The organism is Streptomyces sp. NPDC059900 (genome assembly GCF_050270335.1).
Taxonomy (GTDB): Bacteria; Actinomycetota; Actinomycetes; order Streptomycetales; family Streptomycetaceae; genus Streptomyces.
Genome location: NZ_JBNNJZ010000909.1, coordinates 1 through 2228 on the forward strand (window position 1 = coordinate 1; position 2228 = coordinate 2228).

Consider the following 2228-nt stretch of genomic DNA (forward strand, 5'->3'; position numbering starts at 1 on the left):
ATGCTCTAGACCATGCGTGCTGCCTCTGGATGGCGTCCTTCCTCGGCCATGCCGTGCTGAGAATTCGGGCGCCGCGCCGAAGCGTTCGCAGGGTAAGAAGCCGGGCCGGGGGCACCCGACCCGCGGAGAGGGGGAGGCATGGGACACACGTTCACGGGGTCACAGCAAGCAGTACTGGAGCGCTCCTACCGGCAGCGCAGGCAGGCTCGGCGGATGCGCTCGGACGCCCATCGCATGCAGTTGATGGTGGCCCGTCAGAGGGAGCGACTCTCGATGCACCGGAGAGGACACAGCACGCCGCCCGTGACCGCGTAGGCCGAAGTGCGGGCAACTGGGCTCGGTGATACGCCTGTCGTCGAGGTGGTACGGGCGGTGCGTAGAGCGGAGCTACATGAGCAAGGCAGAGATCGGCCCGCGCATGGCGGGCGGGAAGCTGATGTACAACCGCGCCGTCCGCGTCGACGAGCCCCGCAGTTGGCTCTTCCTGGCCGGGCATGAAGCCCGCGACGAGGAAGGGGGCATCGCCCATAAGGGCGATATGGCCGGCCAGATCAGGCTCACGCTGCGGCGACTGGCCGAGACCGTCGCCGAGGGAGGCATGACGATGGCGGACGTCGTGCAGATCCGCGTCGTCACGACCGACCTCTCGGCGTGTGTGGCCCAGTACGACGTGCTGATGGACGAACTGGCGGCGCGTCACTGCCGACCGGCCAGTCTCCTGGCGGAAGTCAGCGCGCTGTCCGATCCCGACATGCTCATCGAGATCGAAGCCGTCGCAGCGCACTGATGCGGCCCGCCTTCCGGGTGGCTGCGCGCGGATCGCGCCCCGCAGAGAACCCGCACCGGCTGCTGCGTAGGCCGCGCCGGAACGGGGCCCCGTCCGAGAAGGTGCGCAGGGCTCCTACGGTGGCGGAATGGTTTTCGATCATGCCGGCCCGTCGCCCCGGCCAGACACGTGCCCGCTACACGCCGGACCGCTCACCGCACCCGCCTCAAACGTCGAAACGATGCCCGGCAAGGAGGCACCCTGATGTCCCCGTCCCCGCAGTCCCTGCAGTCCCCGTCGTCGCCGTCGCCGTCGCCGTCGGACCTGCCCTCCGACATGAACGCGGCCTACGTCACCGCCCCCGGCCCCGCCGACACGATCCGCTACGACCGCCTCCCACTGCCGGAAACCGGCCCGGCCGATGTCCTGGTGCGGGTACGTGTGGTGGCCGTCGACCCCGTGGACACGTTCGTCCGGTCCGGCGCCTACCCCACGCCCATGCCCTCACCGTTCGTCGTCGGCCGCGACCTGGTGGGCGAGGTCGCGGCGGCCGGCCCCGGCGCGGTCGGCTTCGCGCCGGGACAGCGTGTGTGGTGCAACAGCCTTGGACACGCCGGGCGCCAGGGATCCTTTGCCCAGTACGTCGCCGTCGCCGCCGACCGGCTGTATCCGGCCCCGGACGACGTGGATCCCGCCGACCTGGCTGCCGCAGCCCACCCTGCCGCCTCCGCCTGGCTCGCCCTGTTCCGGCACGGGCGGCTGCGGGCCGGTCAGACGGTGTACGTCGGTGGCGGGGCCGGCAACGTGGGGTCCGCCGCGGTGGCCCTGGCCGCGGCCGCCGGTGCCAGGGTCGTGGCCAGCGCAAGTCCTGACCATGCCGACGAGGTACGGGCCCTGGGGGCCGCCCGGGTCATCGACTACCGCGACCCTGACGTGCCCGGCCGGTTGCGGGAGGCGGCACCCGGCGGCTTCGACGTCCATCTGGACACCTCCGGACGCGCCGACCTGGCCTTCTCGGTCGAGCTGCTGGCCCACGGCGCACGCCTGGTCGCCATGGTCGGCCTGAGCGATACGCCCGTGCTGCCGGTGGGCCGGCTCTACACCCGCGACGCGAGCATCGTCGGCTTCGCCATCAGCAACGCTTCCACCGCCGACCTCGCCGAAGCAGCCGGAGGCGTCGAATGGCTCCTGCGCGCCACGCCGTGGCGGCCCCGTATCGCCGACCGCCTGCCCCTGTCCCGGGCGGCCGAGGCGCACCGGCGCATGGAGGACGGCCAGGTGCGGGGACGCCTTGTGCTGGACGTGTAGGTAAGGACTGCCTGCGTACACGGGCCGCTCCGCGCCGAGAGCCGTGCAAAGTGGGCGGGGTGTGGACCAACAGGGCACGGTATGTGGGGGGCGCCGGTTGACCCGGGGCCGGGCGGGCACCCGGCGGCCCTAGGTGAGCCCGCCCCACCGAGAG

At 72.1% G+C, this 2228-nt stretch carries 2 protein-coding genes; both read left to right on the forward strand.

All coding sequences use genetic code 11. The features are described 5' to 3' along the window. Positions 1-391: 391 nt before the first annotated feature. Positions 392-787: a Rid family hydrolase gene (locus ACQKIP_RS45585; protein WP_365853520.1), complete on the forward strand. Its 396-nt coding sequence runs from the start codon at positions 392-394 to the stop codon at positions 785-787. A 315-nt stretch (positions 788-1102) separates the two neighbouring features. Next, a complete protein-coding gene (locus ACQKIP_RS45590; protein ID WP_365854680.1) occupies positions 1103-2074 on the forward strand; it encodes a zinc-binding dehydrogenase in 972 nt (323 codons plus the stop codon). Positions 2075-2228 lie beyond the last annotated feature (154 nt).